The 17,122-nt window shown below is 49.0% G+C and carries 14 protein-coding genes; 3 read left to right on the top strand and 11 right to left on the bottom strand.

Translation table 11 applies throughout. From position 1 onward, the window contains the following. Positions 1-97: 97 nt before the first annotated feature. Complete coding sequence (locus AC4IE8_RS02905) at positions 98-1,933, top strand: DUF4382 domain-containing protein (protein WP_490790278.1); 1,836 nt, start codon at positions 98-100, stop codon at positions 1,931-1,933. A gap of 64 nt (positions 1,934-1,997) precedes the next feature. Here the strand turns inward: AC4IE8_RS02905 and AC4IE8_RS02900 are convergent, their stop codons facing one another. Both AC4IE8_RS02900 and AC4IE8_RS02895 read right to left on the bottom strand, forming a co-directional pair. Continuing rightward, positions 1,998-2,501 (bottom strand): gamma-glutamylcyclotransferase family protein, encoded by a 504-nt coding sequence (locus tag AC4IE8_RS02900; RefSeq protein ID WP_490790313.1) that lies wholly within the window; start codon positions 2,499-2,501, stop codon positions 1,998-2,000. A gap of 24 nt (positions 2,502-2,525) precedes the next feature. Beyond that, complete coding sequence (locus AC4IE8_RS02895) at positions 2,526-2,813, bottom strand: DUF1330 domain-containing protein (protein WP_068987731.1); 288 nt, start codon at positions 2,811-2,813, stop codon at positions 2,526-2,528. Between the two features lie 658 nt (positions 2,814-3,471). Between AC4IE8_RS02895 and AC4IE8_RS02890 the strand changes: the two genes are divergently transcribed. Continuing rightward, the gene (locus tag AC4IE8_RS02890; protein ID WP_490790277.1) at positions 3,472-5,010 is read left to right on the top strand and encodes a fused MFS/spermidine synthase; all 1,539 of its coding nucleotides are present in this window, start codon (positions 3,472-3,474) and stop codon (positions 5,008-5,010) included. Positions 5,011-5,249: 239 nt separating this feature from the next. Further along, a complete protein-coding gene (locus AC4IE8_RS02885; protein ID WP_068987733.1) occupies positions 5,250-5,624 on the top strand; it encodes a 4a-hydroxytetrahydrobiopterin dehydratase in 375 nt (124 codons plus the stop codon). Positions 5,625-5,662: 38 nt separating this feature from the next. Here the strand turns inward: AC4IE8_RS02885 and AC4IE8_RS02880 are convergent, their stop codons facing one another. The 9 genes from AC4IE8_RS02880 to AC4IE8_RS02840 form a co-directional block, all read right to left on the bottom strand. Beyond that, positions 5,663-6,559, bottom strand: coding sequence for a DMT family transporter (locus AC4IE8_RS02880; RefSeq protein ID WP_068987734.1), 897 nt, complete (start codon positions 6,557-6,559; stop codon positions 5,663-5,665). Positions 6,560-6,746: 187 nt separating this feature from the next. Further along, entirely contained in the window at positions 6,747-7,076 is a 330-nt protein-coding gene (locus AC4IE8_RS02875; RefSeq protein ID WP_490790276.1) for a hypothetical protein, read from the bottom strand. Between the two features lie 152 nt (positions 7,077-7,228). Continuing rightward, a complete protein-coding gene (locus AC4IE8_RS02870) occupies positions 7,229-8,233 on the bottom strand; it encodes a metal-dependent hydrolase (RefSeq protein ID WP_068987736.1) in 1,005 nt (334 codons plus the stop codon). Between the two features lie 17 nt (positions 8,234-8,250). Then, on the bottom strand, positions 8,251-8,577 hold the full coding sequence (locus AC4IE8_RS02865; RefSeq protein WP_068987737.1) for a hypothetical protein: 327 nt from the start codon (positions 8,575-8,577) through the stop codon (positions 8,251-8,253). 460 nt (positions 8,578-9,037) lie between these two features. Next, a complete protein-coding gene (locus AC4IE8_RS02860) occupies positions 9,038-9,790 on the bottom strand; it encodes a ceramidase domain-containing protein (RefSeq protein ID WP_068987738.1) in 753 nt (250 codons plus the stop codon). A 325-nt stretch (positions 9,791-10,115) separates the two neighbouring features. Continuing rightward, a complete protein-coding gene (locus tag AC4IE8_RS02855; RefSeq protein ID WP_068987739.1) occupies positions 10,116-10,490 on the bottom strand; it encodes a VOC family protein in 375 nt (124 codons plus the stop codon). Positions 10,491-10,584: 94 nt separating this feature from the next. Next, a complete protein-coding gene (locus AC4IE8_RS02850) occupies positions 10,585-11,682 on the bottom strand; it encodes an HD-GYP domain-containing protein (RefSeq protein ID WP_068987740.1) in 1,098 nt (365 codons plus the stop codon). Next, positions 11,666-15,946 (bottom strand): response regulator, encoded by a 4,281-nt coding sequence (locus AC4IE8_RS02845; protein WP_490790275.1) that lies wholly within the window; start codon positions 15,944-15,946, stop codon positions 11,666-11,668. Before AC4IE8_RS02845 ends, AC4IE8_RS02850 begins: the two co-directional genes overlap by 17 nt. Before the next feature lie 424 nt (positions 15,947-16,370). After that, positions 16,371-16,916, bottom strand: a complete 546-nt coding sequence (locus AC4IE8_RS02840; protein ID WP_490790274.1) for a hypothetical protein — start codon at positions 16,914-16,916, stop codon at positions 16,371-16,373. Positions 16,917-17,122 lie beyond the last annotated feature (206 nt).

Raw genomic sequence — 17,122 nt, 5'->3', positions numbered from 1 at the left:
TTCCTGTCAACCAGTTCGCATTGATTGCGTTAATCCCTTTAGAGGACGGATCAAATCGTCTGATTAGGACTATTCAATCAATAAAGAGGAAATGGTAATGAAAGGTTTTTTAGACAACTGGTTTCTTCCCGGCTTGCTCAGTCTGATGTTTCTGCTGACAGGGTGCGGCGGTGGCGGCAGTTCCGATTCCACAGGGGAGACCGGAACTGAGGAGAGCGGGAGATTGGTGATCGGTGTGACCGATGCGCCCGGTGACTTCAGCAGCTATACCGTGGATGTGATCTCACTGACCCTGACCAAACAGAACGGTGCGGTGGTCGATACCCTGCCGCTCAATACTCGCATCGATTTTGCCCAGTACACGGATATGACCGAGTTCGTCACGGCCGTGACAGTGCCGTCAGGACGCTATGTGAAAGCGGAAATGGTGGTGGACTACAGCAATGCCGAGATCTGGGTGGAAGATGAGAGCGGTGAGTTGGTGGAAGTGCCACCGGCCAACATTCTCAATGAAGCCGGGGAGACATTGAGCCAGCTTGAACTGTCGGTGCATATTGAAGGTCGACAGACTCTGTTGATCGCTCCGGGCATACCCGCCCATCTTACCCTCGATTTCGATCTCAATACCTCGAATCAGGTGGATCTTGATGGGGTGGAACCGGTATTGACGGTACAACCGATCCTGCTGGCGGATGTTGAGCTCGATCGTCCCAAGCCCCATCGTCTGCGTGGACCTCTAATGGATGTGGATAGTGAGAACAGTGAGTTTGAGATCAGCATCCGCCCGTTCCGTCACCGTTTCAATCGTCAGAACCGCTTTGGCGAGTTGACGGTGAGTGTTTCCGATGAGACCTATTATGAGGTCGATGGTGAGACCTATCAGGGGGAGCGTGGACTGGCCGCCTTGGATGAGGTACCGACATTCACAGCGACCCTGGCGGTCGGTGAGTTGCAGCGGACCAACAACCGGTTCACCTATCAGGCAACGGAAGTCTATGCCGGTTCCAGTGTGCCTGGCGGCGATCTCGATGTGGTGAGAGGCAATGTGATCGCCCGCAGTGGTGATCAGTTAACCGTCAGAGGGGCGACGCTGATGCGGGCGGATGGCTCGGTGATCTTTCGGGATACCATCGACGTACAGTTGGATGGGGAGACCGTCGTCAAAAAACAGCTATCGACCGAGGAACACAACACCGGTGAGATTTCCGTTGGTCAGCGGGTACTGGTGTTCGGTAACCTGGATACGGCTGAGTCGAGTCTCAGTGCGGATCATCTGCGGATGCTGGTGACTGTGCTCAGCAGTACTCGGGTCGATGATGAGAGTGCTCTGGTGGTCGATCTGCAGAAGATCGATGGCCGGCCGGTTTCACTTTTCGATTTCAGTGGTACCGGCAGTAGCGCGACGACCGATGCCGATCCACAAAACTACGAAGTGGATCATGGTGCGTTGGATATCTCGCAATTAAGTGCGGGTGTGCCATTGCGGGTAATTGGCTTTGTTACCCCATTCGCCACGGCGCCGGCGGATTTCACAGCCCAAAGCCTGGTTGACCTGACCGAGGTTGCGGCGGTATTGACTCTGGGTTACGGCAGCGGCAGTGCCAATGCGTTCAGTGCCATCTCGGCAGAGGGTCTGACCCTCGATCTGACCGATGCGGAGCTATTCCATCACCTGGGCAGGGCCGGTATTGTAATCGACCTGACTGAGCTGGGTGTGGAACCGGTGATCGTACCCCATAACGATGGAGATGGTAGTTTCTGGATCCAGGAGGGGGAGACCCGGCAGCTGCATACAGATTTTGCCAACTTTGCTGAAGATCTGGCGTCACGAATCGAGGCGGGCAGTCTGGTGAAAGGGTTACTTGCCAGTGGCGACTATGTGGATCAGAGCGGCGTGCTCACCAGCAGGATGGTTGTCGTCAAACTGCTTTGATTTTCAATCAAACCCTTGATGCCCTCCCCTTCGGGGGAGGGCGCGTAATAAGTCTCAAATCCGCCTATCTCAATCCGTCGATATGGATGGCCATTTCCAAGGTATGCCTTTCACTGTTCGGATCGATGATCGATTCGATACGCTCGATTCTGTCGATGTAGGTCGTGGAAAACCGGTGTTCCCTGGCGCCGCTCAACACATGGTGTTTATACCAACTGTAAGGTTTCAAGAGAGAATCGATGTGGGTGGCGTAGTAGGTAAAGGCGGATATGCTGTCGCCAGATCCGGTTACCAGGGTAACCTGTTTCTCCTCATAGCCGTTCCCCAGGCCTTCGTGCCGATCAAGCTCCGCCTTTTCAGCTTGAGCAATTTCAAACACAACACCGATTATCCGCTGTTCCGGATCGCGGGTCTCCAGTGCGTCGCATTTGGCAGAACCGTCCCGGCTTATTTTATGAAAGCGCAGGTCGTGTGCCTCCAGCGTGGCGGTAAATCTGAATCGCGCCGAAGGCACTCGCTTGATGAGGCGCCTGGATGACATGTTCGATCCATAAGCGAAATAGAGCATTGGGTTCTTCACGCAGTCTGACGATCACGTTTCATAGCTTAGCAGATCCATCTCTGCCGCCTCCTGGCGAAGTGGAATCAACGCTTGATACTGAGCAGAGGTGTACCAGTCGTTCAAGGCCTGCATATCGGGAAACTCGATGACAACCGTGTCACTATGCTGATGGCTGCCGGATAGAACAGCCGATAATCTGCCCCGGAAGATCAGGGAGCCCTGCCAGGGCTCAAGGGTGACGGCTACCTTGTTGCGATACTCCTGCCACTTTTCGTTCTCTTTTACCGTGATATGTCCAATGAGGTAAGCATTTGCCATAGATCTATCCTTTTTATTTGGTCCGGTTTTATTGTTGGTTGTTTGAACGGTGGGTGGTTATCGAGGTTCCAACGGATCTTAGAATAACCTCCTTTTTCTTATGAGATTATCCGATTCACAGGCAAGTTGTAAGCCATCACTTTGTGTTCAAAAGCGATATACTGAATTGTTGTGATAACAGACCCTAGCCTATCGGGGGTTGTGGAATGAAAAGAGATAACCAAGCAGAAGACGAAGGTTAGAATAAGCACGCAATGATCAGTGTGCCAATCAGATGGAGAGAGTAGCTCCCCTCTCCCCTTGCGGGAGAGGGGCCGGGGGAGAGGGGGAAGACTGGGCACCTCAGTCTGAATAAGAAATCAACGCAATAATAATGAATGATCAACGAGTCTTTTATCTTTTAGCCAAATCGAACGCTTCGCGTACACCCTCTCCCCAATCCTCTCCCATTACGGGAGAGGGGCTTTGACGCATCTCCTTGGCTAATTTTGAGGTAACGGCACAATAGGGCATATTGGATTAGTGCTAACAGGCCCTACGCACCTTAGTGTATTGATAGGCGGTCCTGATCCGGTTATTAATCCCTGTAGTAATGAGTTGATGTATTTTCCCGTGTCATAGCTGGTTTTCGGATACCACATCGGATCGAGCGTTTTTTATGAGTAATCAATCTGCAGCAACTGTCTCTAATCGACTGCGTCTATTGGGTTTCTCACTGACTGTATTCCTCTCCTCAGCCGCGCTGCTGGTGCTTGAGATCCTGGCCGGTCGGTTGTTGGCGCCCCATATCGGGGTGTCCCTCTACACCTGGACGTCGATCATCGGTGTCATTCTTGCCGGTCTTTCACTCGGTAATTGGCTGGGTGGGATTTGGGCGGACCGGGGAGCCGACGGACGGGTGGCCGGCGTTGCCATGGCGCTGGCGGGCATCTATGCCATGCTCGCGCTGCCGCTGATGGATGGGCTGGGCAGCTTGCTGGCTACGCAACAGGTCGGTCTGCTCGGATCGAGTTTCATCTTTGCCTTTACGCTGTTTGCACCACCTGCTGTAGCAATCGGTGTTGTTACCCCCTTGCTGACAACCCGCGCCCTCGACCTGGATCCCCGGGCAGGACATGTGGTTGGCAGGATGCATGCACTGGCGGCCATCGGTAGCATCGTCGGCACCTTCGCTGCCGGGTACTGGCTGGTTCAGTCGTTCGGCTCCCGGGCCATTCTGTTCGGTACCGGTGTGGGACTGATCCTGCTCGCAGTACCCTTCCTGCTGCGGTTACGTCCACCGGTATTGGTGGTATTGATCCTGATCACGCTCGCCTCTGGCATTCTCAGCCTCTCTCAACAGGGGCTGCGTGGCTCCTGTGACCGGGAGAGTCAGTACTTCTGCATCCGGGTAGTCGATCGCAGTAGTGACGCCCCGTTTGGCCAGGCCCGCGGGATGGTGCTTGACCATCTGCTCCACGGCATCAACCACGACACCGATCCGAGGATTATCATTGCCCCCTATGTGCATGCCATCGATGAGCTTGTCTATGAGCACTTCAATCAACGTTATGACGCTGGACTTGACTGGTTCTTTCTCGGGGGAGGCAGCTATACCCACCCCCGAGCCGTTCAGGCGTTGAGTCCGGAATCCTCTGTCACCGTGGCCGAGCTCGATCCGATGGTGACCTTGACCGCGGTGGAGAAGCTCTACCTGGAGCCGGAAGCGATGCATATCCTGCATGAAGATGGACGTCGGGCCCTGACGGCAGAAACCGGCAAGTTCGATGTTATCGTCGGCGATGTCTTTCACGATGTTGCGATTCCCGAGCATATGGTCACGCTGGAGTTTGCTGAAATCGTCCGCCAACGGTTGAGACCTGATGGTATCTATCTCATGAATATCGTCGACGCCTTTCCCGATCCGCGTCTGGTACGTGCCATCACCAAAACCCTGAGTGAGGTGTTCACCCACGTCGATCTGTGGATGGAGGGTGTACCCGGTGCCGATCGGGTTACCTTCGTGCTGAGTGCCACAAACAGTGAACGACCGCCGGAGATCGTTCAGGCCCGATTCGGTTTTGAACGAACCTGGTTTCGAGTTACTGAAAAGTTGATGGAGTTGGGAAAACCGCTGGATGAGCTGCCGGTGCTTACCGATGACTATGCCCCGGTAGAAAGATTGATTGCCGGGCTTTTGCTTGGCGAACGGGATTGAGATAAAACCAGAGTTTTCTATGCCACCATTCAATCACTGCGGTTGGCACTGATTTGTAAATAAGTGAATTGTTGAATCATTCCTTAATTGACAAGGTTACAAATCTAATCGCCACCAATGAACGCAAAAGCTCGCTCGATATAGAGTGAAAACAACCCATATTAATCTCAGTGTTAGTCCTGACTCCCTATCATCTACAGTCTTAGGAACAGTGCTGATAGAGATGACAGGAGGCTGTCATGGCAGGCAAACAAGATGAGACCTGCAGTGACGAAGAGATCGAGGCAAGGCTGAAAGAGGCGCTTCCGAATTGGTATCTGGAGAAGGGCTGGATCCAACGTAGATATAAAACCAGTGGCTGGAAAGCTACCCTGATGGTGGTAAATACGGTAGGACACCTGGCGGAGGCCGCGTTCCATCACCCGGATCTCACCATCTCCTATGTGTTCGTTATCGTCAAACTGGTGACCCACTCCGCGAAAGGCGTCACCAACAAGGATTTTGAACTGGCAGGCAAAATCGAGGAAGTGGTGATGTGGCAGCCTGGACTTGCGGAGGGGGCCCTCGAAGGTACCCCCGATGATCCCCGTTTCAAATACATCAAATACAGTTGATCTGCCGATTGGCGTTAATTCAATCAGTTTAACTGGAATCAGGCAACTGATCGCTGGCTTTTGTCACTCCAGAGAATCACCATTCCCGAGATGACGATAAGGCAGCAACCCACAACCACCGGAGTGCCAAGTGGTTCTCCAAAAAGCAGCACGCCCAGAGAGACACCAAACAGCAGTCTGGTGTATCTGAATGGGGTTACCGCCGAAACGTCACCAGTGCGCATTGCTTTCATTAATCCTGAATAGGCAATAACCCCGAATAAGATGGCTCCCAGTAGATAGAGTGATGTTGAGAAGTCAGGAGTGATAAACGGCGTGTTCTGCCAGGCAGAGAACAGCAAACCGGCAATCACGATCGATACAAAGCCATAAAAGCCCAGTATGGAAATGCCGAGCGTTGGCGGAGCTGCCCGACTGGCCAGATCGCGACCAGCGAACCCAAGCATTCCGGCAACCGCGAACAGGGAGAGGATGGAAAAACTCTCAGAGCCTGGACGGATAATGACAACCACACCCAGCAGGCCAATAAAGATCGCTGTCCACCTCTGCCATCCCACTTTTTCATCAAACAACAGAGCAGCTCCCAAGACGACGAATATCGGTGCAGCCTGAAGGATAACGGTAGTGGCGGATAACGTGGTGTATGCCAAGGCAAGTACATAAAACAACCGACCAATAATCTCGAATAGGATGCGTGTCAGCATCGGTCTTGAGAAACACTCTTTTGTGAAAATGCGTTGACCACCAAAGTGTGCCATGCCCGTAAAGATCAGAGCGCCACCTAAACCAAAAACGATGAGCAACTGTCCGATGGACATTGTCTGAGTGACTGTTTTAAGAAAAGTATCCTCAATGGCGAAACATCCCATGGAAATGGTCATCCACAGGCTGCCGATAAAATTGTTCTGACTTGATGAATTGGATGGCTTGTACATTAATTAAGTGGTTTGTTACCGGTTGGTCTTGCCCTGTCTGATTAGGGGATGCTGAATATTTGAAAACATCAGTGATCTTGCCATTATGCTGATCTAAGAGAATTTACTTAAGGTCTTTTTTTAAATCATAAAGTATGACTGTTGTAGGTCAAAAGCAAGTATTTTACAGAGTAGGGAAGTAGTTAACTTAAGCTAATCCTTTCATATAGGAAGCGTCAAACTTATGTAAAAACCTGGATTGGTCTGTCTTGTCAGCATCTATAAAACTGATTGAAACAGGGAGGATTGGAAAATAGACGTTATCTGTAAAGCGGCGTTCTCGCTCATCGCCTATTTTCAAAAGTACTGATCCTTTCTCCAGTTCAATGGTTACAACACCATCTTTAATCTCATGCCGATAATCAGATAGCGCATGCGGCAGCAGGTTAAAAAACTCATCATGTGTGTAACCCATTTCCCTTTTCAGGCTGAATGGGCTTTTGTAGTCTGAATGATCGTGGGTTGTATGATTTGTCATGCTTAGGTCGTCAGTTTTGCTTTTCTACGCATCTACTCGATTTGAAAGGGTATGTCATCTGTTTATATGGCCTGTATCGAGATGCATTAGACTACCCTTGGCTCATTAAACACTGGATGTCTCTGTTCTTTTCTCATTTTTCATTACATTATTCAATGCTCTTCGCCAAACATCCGCTGCCACACCCATCGCAATGCCTCGACGTCGGGTCGTTCGGCGGGGATGCGTTCGGGCGGGATCAATGGGCGCATGACGCCTTCCTCTCGTTGACCGACAACAAAGGAGAATATGTAGCGTGGTTCGAATCCCATGCGCAAATCGGTAATCGCCAAACGACCATTGATCTCCCGTACGCGATAGAAGCCCTTGGTGAACCAGCGCAGCCGCATCACGGCGGGTGCATCGCTAACCGGGGAGAGCAGGCTATCGTTGCTTGAATACTGTTCGAGTCCAATCTCGGGTAGTGGGTCGAGCAGTGAATAGTAGCCCTCCCGATAGCCATTCGGTTCCATCGCGACAATGCGCCAGAGCAGCAGATTGAATGGCGTCGGTGTCGCTATCAGCCGATTGTACTCAACGCCTTGGCGGGCCAGTTCACTCTCGGCGATGTCACGTACCTGTGCCTGTATGGAGATGGCAATTGCGAGATAGAGCGTGCTCAGGCCAAGTCCAATCCTGTTCGCGCGTCGTCCGGTAGTTAGCTTGCGTTTGCTGAAAGCAGCCCAAAGCACACCGACCAGCAGTAGTAGTGTATACAGGGGGTCGATAATAAAGATGCTGCCAAGCCCGATCGGCGGTCCGTTGCTTGGCCAGAAGAGCTGTGTACCGTAGATGGTGATCGCATCAAGCAAGGCGTGGGTCGCGAGTGCGAGCCAAACGAGCAGGGACCAGCGTGTGATCGATGCACCGTCTCTCGCATGCAGGCGTGCAAGACCCGCACCCAGGACCGGTGCGACGATGGTGTGAGTGACAAGGGAGTGGCTGAAGCCCCGGTGATTGGTCACAGCTGCAACGTCGTCCGCGTGGGGCAGGAAAACATCGAGATCAGGCATTCCGCCGAATACGGCCCCCCAGATAAGCGCTTTACGGCCGACGCGCGCACCTAGCGCTGCGTGGCCAACGGCCGCACCGAGCAATATCTGAGTGACCGGATCCATACACAATTACTCCATTTTTACTTATTAAACTGAGTCTTGCTGTGATTTTTCAAGTAAGACCAGAATGAATGACCTTCAATTTCAACCCGTTTTTTTATGAGAACCGTTTCAATATTGACCAGGTATTTATCATAGACCGTCTCTCGCTCGTGTTTTAAGGGGGAGGGACAGTAACAGGTTTGAACCCATTCGATTGTGTTGGGGGCGACGATCTTGGCCTGCTTCATCGAAGATACGATCTCAGCACCATCCGGTTTCTGGTTCGCAACTGTTCCGTCCGCTAAAACCTCGTAAAAGGCTGACAGCTTATTGAGAACGAACTTTGCTCTGACTCGATATTCCACAACTGCCTCCTGATGTTTTACGTCAACCGAACCGGAGGAGCGGTAAAGCAGAGTGGGCCTTCCGGATGTAATAGCTAATTTATCAATTCAATCTTAGCAGGTACTTTTAAATCAGGTGGGGAAGCAGCCTCATGTCTTACATTAATATATATACTGACTTTCTATTCAGATGACCAATCAAGAAACGGTTTTAGGACTCTGAAAGATGCCCACTCAATAAAGCTCAGCAACAAGACTAAAAAGCCCCTCTCCCTTGACGGGAGAGGGTGTACGCGAAGCGTTTCACCTGGGCAAAAGACAAAAATCAAACTAACCATTCAATTTTGTCGGATTGATTTCTCTTAAAGAGTAAGGTTCTAATTCTCCCCCTCTCCCCCGGCCCCTCTCCCGCAAGGGGAGAGGGGAGTATACCGTGAGTGGGAGACATCCTTGTGCAGTCGGTTGCGCATCACCTAGACTCTTATGCGATAAGTTTTCGCCTTTTAAGCATAATTAAAATGGAGTAGCAACCGGCAGCCGCCAGTAGATGTTTCACTGTGTGTCCACTCACGATCTCTCCTGTCATCTGAAACACGGCCGTATCGTATGCCTCTGCACCTTTAGCCAAGGCGTATAACACAAGGGCAACGAAGAGCAGGCCCTGGTGTGTAAAGCCACTGTTGAATAACACCATGAAGAAGGGCAACGTCAGCAGCGGGATGAACTGCACCCACACGTAGAGGCGTAGGTCATCGAAGAAGTAGCCATAGAGAACACTACTGATACCAACAATGATGAGCGGGATCAGTAGACGGGAGAAGCGGCGATTGACATATTCACTCAGGAGTGCTGTGAGAAACGCCATAAATCCAACACTCATCGGTAACCGATCCCAGACAAGGGTCTGATTACTCGGGCTCCAGTGATAGTATATCGAACCAAGACCCACCAGGCTTACACCCGCAAACAGTACAAGCCACGCGCTATGACCGGGACCTGTATGATTTTTCAGGCAAAATGCGATGCCAATGGTACCGACGAGCAGGAAGGCCAGGTTAGATATCACATCGAAAAAATTCGGGATCCCAAGGAAAGGGGCAGTATCAGTAAAACGGTGATAGGCCTCTTTTTGAGGGATCGGTTCAATCAGCAGTAGCAAGACGAGAGGGAAGAGCAACAGAAACATAAGTACAGCGTGCTTCCAATTAAACTCTTGCAACTGGTTGGTGCTCATCCAAACCTCGAGTAAAGATCAAAATCCACGAACTAGGGCCTATTGGGTTCGTGTTAACAGGCCCTAAGTGACGTATGAAATCCAGGCTCTATGCATAGTGTATTCTCTCGTTGATTTGACACCTTATCCTGTATAAGAAGTTCCTGGTGTTCATCAGAGAGAGATCCTAATCAGAAATGAAGGATATCCTTTACTTATAAGAAAGCTATGTTGTTGATCTATCGGGATTTATAGAAACGCTATGCAGTGGGTGTCCAGGATTGCTTTCTGCATGATTCAAGAGCTATTGTAATTTATGTCTTTTGACGGTGGTTTAAGAAGTCCTTCACGGCTCCTTTGCGTCCTCTCCAAAACTGAGCATATGGCCGTCAGGATCCTGAACGCTGAACTCTCTCATACCGTAGATTGTGTTAATCAAGGGTGTCGGTTTGTACCCACGCTTTACAACATGATCGTACAGCTCGTTGACGTTGTCAGGATAAAAATAGAAAATTGTTGGCCATTGTGTGCTCTGTTGGGGGTCTATAGGGCGCTCTAAACCGATATCCGTCTCCGTTTCGGAGAGCATCAACTCAGTATTACCCGATTGTATCGTTGCCCATCGCCACGCTTCGACTGCGTTAGGGTCACTGACCAGTTTGAAACTTAAAGCGTCTTCGTAGAAACTAAGGCTACTTTTAATGTTGCTGACATTCAGCATTGGTATAAGTCTCTGTAAGTTCACTATTATTTAGATCCTGAACGGGGCTTGTTGGTATGATTGCGCCGGTTTTTATCGCATCAAACAAGGGTTTCTAGCTGTCAGCGAACTTGAGTGCAATGTTATTAAACTCACCTTCCAGCGCTTTGAATGCCTCCACTATGACGGGATCAAAGTGACTCCCTGAGCTTTCTAGAATAATCTGAACCGAGGTTTCATGGCTGTGGGCTTTTTTGTAGACACGTTCATTCACCAAAGCATCATACACATCCGCCAGGGCCATCAGTCTGCCGGAGATGGGTATCTTTGGCCCTTTAAGGCCTTGGGGGTAACCACTGCCGTCCCATTTTTCATGGTGCGTGAGTGTGACCTCTTTTGCCATTGCCAGAAATTCTGTTGTGCCAAAATCACTTTCAGCTTTCACCAAGGCATCATAGCCGAGTTGGGAGTGGGTGCGCATAACTACCCATTCGTCGGCTGTCAGTTTTCCAGGCTTCATTAGAATTTGGTCGGGTATGCCCACCTTACCAATATCGTGCAGGGGTGCTGAACGAAATAATCTGTCGACCGTATCTTCAGTAAGATAGTCTTTGTAATCCGAATGGTCTTTCAGCTTTTCACAAAGCAAGCGTATGTAGTATTGGGTTCGCTTGATATGATTGCCTGTCTCGTTGTCACGCGTCTCTGCCAGTGATGCCATGCAACGTATGGCCACATCCTGAGTGCGTCTGATCTCTTTGGTTCGCTCTTGAACACGTAGCTCCAGCAGGCTGTTCTCGTCACTTAATATCCGCTTCCCTCTCGCCAATGCCAGGTGATTCGCAACCCGACTCTCTACGATGGGGGGACTGATTGGCTTGGTGATATAGTCAACGGCTCCTAGCGAGAAACCAAGAAGTTCATCGTCAACCTCGCTCTTTACTGTCAGGAATATGACAGGAATATCACGTGTCGATGGATTTTGTTTGAGCCTCTGACAGACCTCGTAGCCGTCTATATCCGGCATCAATATATCGAGTAAGATCAAATCAGGGATAAGGTCCTCATGGCTAGCACGCTGGAGGGCTGTCTCACCATCTTTAGCGACGATGACCTGATAATTTTGATTCAATATTTCAACGAGCACATCAATATAGAATTTCTCATCATCGACCAATAGAATACGCGCTTTTTGTTCATTCTTGTTTGTCATCTGTCACCGCCGGCAACCGTCTTTTAATAGCTAGTAAGGTAGTTACTGCTTTATCAAAGTCATAATTATCAACATGAGTTTTCAATTCGTTAACCGAATCCGTGAGGCTTGAATCCTGAGCCAGAACCATTGGGGTGAGCTTTTCGAGCAACCCTGATGATGTTACATCGCCTTGTTTAAGAGCGGTGTCTGTCCGCTCAAGTAATTGTTGAACATCCTCTGTACTTGCTCCTTCAATGGCACCATCCCTAATCTGAGCTTCATCGATCTTATTTTGGAGTATTTGAATACTATCAAAAACGATACTTACCTGCTTTTCGAATGTCTCTATTAAGTTTGTGATCTGATGTTCATCAGATGGATCAAGTATGGCATCCAATAGTGTGCGTGTCGCCTCCTGTAGGCGATTAGCGCCAATACTACCGGAAACGCCTTGTAAGGTATGTAGGAGGCGCTTGAGCGTGTCCCGTTCGTTTGAGCGAAGCAGGTCCGACACCTGAATCGCGCTATCTTGATACCGCTGTTGAAATTCCAGTAGGAGTTTTACGTAGAGGCGCTGATTTCCTCCAACCCGATTAGTCCCCCACTTCAGATCTATACCCTCTACCGTTTCGGGCAGATCGTAAGCATGAACTTGGCCTAAGACAGGCTGTATATCGGATAGTGGACGATCGTCTATGGGGAGCCAAGCCAGTAATGTACTCGACAGCCTGTCCGGATCGATCGGCTTGGAGAGGTAGTCATCCATGCCTGCTGCCAGGCAGCGCTCCCGGTCACCTCGCATTGCATGAGCAGTCATCGCAATGATCCGAACGTAGGTATTTTTGAGTTCGTTTCGGACCCGTCGGGTTGTTTCGAGGCCGTCGAGACCTGGCATCTGTAGATCCATAAACACCAGATCAAAATTGACCTCTTTGATTTTCTTGAGAGCCTCTTCACCGCTGCTGACGATAACAACCAGTAAACCAAGCTTTTCCAGCAGTTCTTGAGCAACCTGCTGATTGATTACATTGTCTTCAACCAGCAGCACCTGTCCCTTGAAGCGACGGGACTTGATATCGCGCTTTTGCGTTTGTTTGGTTTGGCCAAAGAGTACTTCACTTATCGTGTCAAATAAGGTTGATGGACTGATCGGTTTTATCAGTACACTTTCCACGCCCAGACGGTCAGTATGCATCAGGAGATCCTGATGATCGTACGCTGTAATCATAATGATTGGTATTGAATGTGATGCATCGAGATCTTTGCGAATATGTTCAACAGCCTGCACACCATCGATTTCAGGCATCCGCCAATCCATGATCAACAAGCGGATATCATTCATTGCTTGTAATGCCGCGTAGGCCTCTTTGGCAGAAGATACCGCTGTTACCGAGAAAGAGAATGATTCAAGCGTCTTGGTTATCACTTCACGTGTGGTGTCGTTGTCTTCGACAACCAATACCTTCATACCACGCATAAAATCCTTGAAAACAAACTCGCTCGCCTTTTGTTTCCTGGCTACCTTCAAAGGAATGGCAGAACTGAACTCACTGCCTTGACCAGGTGTGCTTTTTACACTGATCTCTCCAGCCATCAGCCTTACAAGATTGTTGCTGATACTGAGTCCCAGGCCAGTGCCTCCATGGCGGCGTGTGGTTGATGCATCTGCCTGTACGAAGGCCTCAAACAGACGCTCAACTTTTTCCGGCTCTATACCAATGCCACTATCTTTTACAGAGAATCTCACTCTGATATCCGAGTCGCTTTGCTCTTCCAGCTCGACCGATAAGAGAATTTCTCCCTCAGCGGTGAATTTAATCGCATTCTGCGCAAGGTTGATGAGTACCTGGCCGATTCTCAACGGATCGCCAATGAGTTTCTGTGGAATACTCAGGTCCTGCTTAAAGATGAACTCAAGTCCTTTCTGCTCAGCTTTGATTGAAATCAAGCTGGATAGGTTTTGCAGAATTGAATCCAGTCTGAATTCGCTCTGTTCGATCTGTAGCTTGCCCGCTTCAATCTTTGAAAAATCGAGGATATCATTCAGAATGCCCAGCAGATTGATTGATGACAGTTTGATCTTACTGAGGTAGTCAAACTGCTTTTCTGTAAGGTCAGTATCCAGTGCCAAATGAGTCATGCCGATGATTGCGTTCATCGGTGTGCGGATTTCATGGCTCATGTTTGCCAGAAAGTCACTCTTGAAGCGATTCGCTTGGCGTTGCAGATTCATCGCTTTTTTAATCTCTTTTTCTACCCGTATTCGTTCTGTTAAGTTGACCAGAACTCCGAGATGCATCATCTCATCCTGCATGCGAATGGGGATGGCTGATAGCAGACCCTCAATCAGGTTGCCTTTCAGGGTCCTTATGCCAATACGCATGTTCCGTACTTCTCTTTTTGTTTTTAAGGCAGTCAATACGCGTTCACGGTCTGCGAGATCAGCATAAAAACCAGCCATATTCATTCCGATGATTGATGAATCCCCCGCCTCAATCTCTAAAAGTGATTGTTCATTGGATATTCTAATAACGCCTTTCGTATCACTGACCACTATCGCTACAGGTACAGTATTTATAATCAAGTTAAGTTGCGCTTCATTCTGTTTTGCCAGTTGGTGTTTTCTACGTAGCCGCAACAGCCAGATTACAAACACCAATACTACAGACAACGCCACACCAATAACACGCCAGACAGTCGTGTAGTCCACGGTCACATCGTAACGTATCGACATCCATCTCTGTTGTATTTCGTTTTTTTGCTTTTCCGTCATGCTGCGGATGGCTTGATCCAGAATTTCAACCAGAATCGGCCAATCCTTACGTACTCCGACTGATAGTTGATAATGATAGGGAGTCGGCGCTCCGACCTTGATGTTTGTCAGTCCATTTTTACGGATCAGGTGACTTCCCACAGTCAGGTTGCCTACATACCCATCAATCTCACTAAGCGCCAGTCGCTTCAAGCCGTCAAATGCACTAGGCACCAATATCAACTCAATACCCGGATAATCCTGTTTGAGGTATTCTTCCGCGACATAGCCTTTAACAACACCGATCTTGCGGCCAATGAAGTCCTCCAGACCATTCACAAAGGGTTGCTTATCGCCCACAAATATAACAAACGGAAAGTCAAGATAGGGCTGGGTGAAATTGAGAAACTCTCGTCTCTCTGGCGTATCCACTAAGGCCGGCAGCAGGTCCAGTTGATGATTTCTTGCCGCGTCCATGACTTCTTGCCAAGTCAGATCTTTTTTTACTTCAGTTTGTAAATTTAAAACTCTGGAGAAGTAACTGACATAGTCTGAAGAAAGGCCTTGGTATACTCCATTTTCATCAACAAACTCGATTGGATCCCAGGCTGTATCAATCCCAACGCGTAGTTTACCGATTTGCTTCAGCCACTCTCTCTGCTCTACGGTAAGTTTTAGCAACTTCTTATCGGCTAAAGGTGACTTGGGTATTGATATCCAGCGATCTAGAATCTCCTGTCGCTCTGCGTCAGTGATAGACCACAATGCCTTGTTCATGGCAGAGACGAGAGGCTTCAAGGGTACATCGCGGTTAATCGCGAAACGTTGGTAAGATGATCCTATTCCCGCATCACCACTGAAGTGAAGGTTAACCAGTTGCTGATCTTGGATGACCCATTGTGCCACTGCCCGGGTACCGATGTAGGCATCTGCTTTTTTCCAGGAAACAGCTTGCAGCGCCTCCTGGGTATTGAGTACCGGCAACAGATTTATCTCTGGATGTAACTCCTGCAGCTGACGCATGGTAGAAAACCCATCCTCAACGGCAACCACCTTGTCTCTCAGAGATTCGATATCGGATAGACCCTGACGGCTGGAACGCGTGACGATAGCCTTATGCGTTTGAAAAAAAGGCTCTGTAAAGTAGAGGTCCCTCTCACGCTGTTCGTTCTTCACCACCGAGGCCGCCAACGGCAATTCACCCTCGCGCACCTTCTGCAGCATCTCTTTAAATGTCGGTCCGGGGTGTATTCTGAATTCAATCCCAAGCCGCTCTGAGATCAGACTCAAGTAATCGGCAGCAATGCCTCGGTGCTCATCGTCCAGCATAAAATCGATAGGCGGCCAACTGCCATCCACCCCAATATCTACGATGGGATGGGTCTCCAGCCAGGCAGTTTCCTCAGTCGTCAGATCAAGATCAGTGGATCGCTGCGAAGGTTGTGCTGCATGAAGAGAGACAAGGTAGACCAACGACACAATGGCCGTGAACGTGGCAACCGCTGATCGTAAAAATGAAGGCCGCGACATTTCCACTCTCTGTCGCCAGCGCAGAGTTGCTCTGCAGCTGGGTATTGTTATGATTTTGCGTTATTCTTTCCTTAAACGATTATAATTATACCCTTTCAATCCGGAGACTGCGAAGGAATTAAATTCCTTTTAGCAGAAGATTTTCAGTCGTTCTTCCAATCTCACGCCTAGATCGGTAATGCCAATGCATAGGTATCAGTGATGCAGCGTTTTCGATAGGCCTATCAAGTCAAGCGCCTGAATAGGGACACCCATCATTTGTGTCTCGATGTAACAAATGAATCAATATGATTTGGCTGAACAATTAACGTCTGTTCAATAAATGTCCTGGACGACAAACTATATCGGTTACTTAGTACTTTTAGGCATCTGCCTGATGGGGGAAGGTTTCTCCGGCGCCGCAGGCGCGTAGTTGGCGTTTTTGTTAAGTGCTTATGTATTCCCGCAAATAGTTTCCATATCCTTGGTTTATTTTTACCCATGCAGAATCTACAGCGTCTATTGATTCCTTATTCATGTCCAATGCTTTCCTAATCAACTCTTCGCGCCTCTTATTATGTCCATGCTTATTTAAGCGATATGAATCTAGGATTTCTTTATGGCAATACATTAAGTCGCGAACATTGTTCTTTATTGCGTGATTAAAATTCCCATCAAGAAGCATTTGTATACCTTCTTCAAATGCAGTAAATTTCTTTACTTTAGCAGCGTCTAAAGCTGTTCTTAGTATATCCCTTTTGGATAATTCCAGTACGCGATCATTCATAACCCTATACGCAACATCGTCAAGGGATTTCCCCTCTTTTATGTCGGATTCAGTTTCTTTGAATATCCTTATCAAGTCATCTCTTACATACTTAGCATTGGAATAGCATTCTTTTACCACTTCCTGGTAATACTTATCTTTTCTTTGATTTCGTATTTCCATGAGCTTTAGGAAATAGTCGATTAACTTCGTGTACGGATCCAAACCATCACCTTTTTTACACTTAACGCCTAACTCACCGGAAAAATGCGAGCGCAACGAGTATTTTGTCCGATGGAGCTATTTGTGTACGCCCAGCATGGGCATGAACTGATGGGGTGTAAGTCCCCTGTAGGAGAACCACGGTCGATGATCGATGAGTTGCATAGGCGTCCCTCTCAGAGTCAGATTCCCTATCAATTCATGTATTT

The sequence above is a fragment of the Candidatus Thiodiazotropha sp. AKAK2 genome, from assembly GCF_058244685.1.
The sequence above is the reverse complement of the archived record's forward strand: the minus strand, read 5'-3'. Positions and strand labels throughout refer to the sequence as shown.

Bases quoted from the DNA above. Each gene is read 5' to 3' on its own strand.
- AC4IE8_RS02905 (WP_490790278.1), top strand. From the start codon at position 98: ATGAAAGGTTTTTTAGACAACTGGTTTCTTCCCGGCTTGCTCAGTCTG.
- AC4IE8_RS02900 (WP_490790313.1), bottom strand. From the start codon at position 2,501: ATGCTCTATTTCGCTTATGGATCGAACATGTCATCCAGGCGCCTCATC.
- AC4IE8_RS02895 (WP_068987731.1), bottom strand. From the start codon at position 2,813: ATGGCAAATGCTTACCTCATTGGACATATCACGGTAAAAGAGAACGAA.
- AC4IE8_RS02890 (WP_490790277.1), top strand. From the start codon at position 3,472: ATGAGTAATCAATCTGCAGCAACTGTCTCTAATCGACTGCGTCTATTG.
- AC4IE8_RS02885 (WP_068987733.1), top strand. From the start codon at position 5,250: ATGGCAGGCAAACAAGATGAGACCTGCAGTGACGAAGAGATCGAGGCA.
- AC4IE8_RS02880 (WP_068987734.1), bottom strand. From the start codon at position 6,559: ATGTACAAGCCATCCAATTCATCAAGTCAGAACAATTTTATCGGCAGC.
- AC4IE8_RS02875 (WP_490790276.1), bottom strand. From the start codon at position 7,076: ATGACAAATCATACAACCCACGATCATTCAGACTACAAAAGCCCATTC.
- AC4IE8_RS02870 (WP_068987736.1), bottom strand. From the start codon at position 8,233: ATGGATCCGGTCACTCAGATATTGCTCGGTGCGGCCGTTGGCCACGCA.
- AC4IE8_RS02860 (WP_068987738.1), bottom strand. From the start codon at position 9,790: ATGAGCACCAACCAGTTGCAAGAGTTTAATTGGAAGCACGCTGTACTT.
- AC4IE8_RS02855 (WP_068987739.1), bottom strand. From the start codon at position 10,490: ATGCTGAATGTCAGCAACATTAAAAGTAGCCTTAGTTTCTACGAAGAC.
- AC4IE8_RS02850 (WP_068987740.1), bottom strand. From the start codon at position 11,682: ATGACAAACAAGAATGAACAAAAAGCGCGTATTCTATTGGTCGATGAT.
- AC4IE8_RS02845 (WP_490790275.1), bottom strand. From the start codon at position 15,946: ATGTCGCGGCCTTCATTTTTACGATCAGCGGTTGCCACGTTCACGGCC.